This window comes from Bacteroides caecigallinarum (assembly GCF_021530995.1).
Lineage (GTDB): Bacteria > Bacteroidota > Bacteroidia > Bacteroidales > Bacteroidaceae > Phocaeicola > Phocaeicola faecigallinarum.
The window spans coordinates 1-291 of sequence record NZ_JADYTF010000326.1; the positions used below are offsets into that span (position 1 = coordinate 1).

1 rRNA gene is annotated in these 291 nt (G+C 48.8%); it reads left to right on the forward strand.

Going from position 1 to position 291, the window contains the following annotated elements:
* Nucleotides 1-291, forward strand: a 23S ribosomal RNA gene (locus I6E24_RS16865); the annotation flags it as partial.

The window sequence follows — 291 nt, forward strand, 5'->3', positions numbered from 1 at the left end:
TTGCTAAGACAGCTAGGATGTTGGCTTGGAAGCAGCCATTCATTTAAAGAGTGCGTAACAGCTCACTAGTCGAGGAATTTGGCGTGGATAATAATCGGGTATGAAGTTGTCTGCCGAAGCTATGGAACCTTTAAGGTTGGTAGGGGAGCATTCCATTCAGCGTCGAAGGCGTGGCGCGAGCCACTCTGGAGCGTATGGAAAAGCAAATGTAGGTATAAGTAACGATAAAGGGGGTGGGAAACCCCCTCGCCGAAAGACTAAGGTTTCCTGATCAACGCTAATCGGATCAGG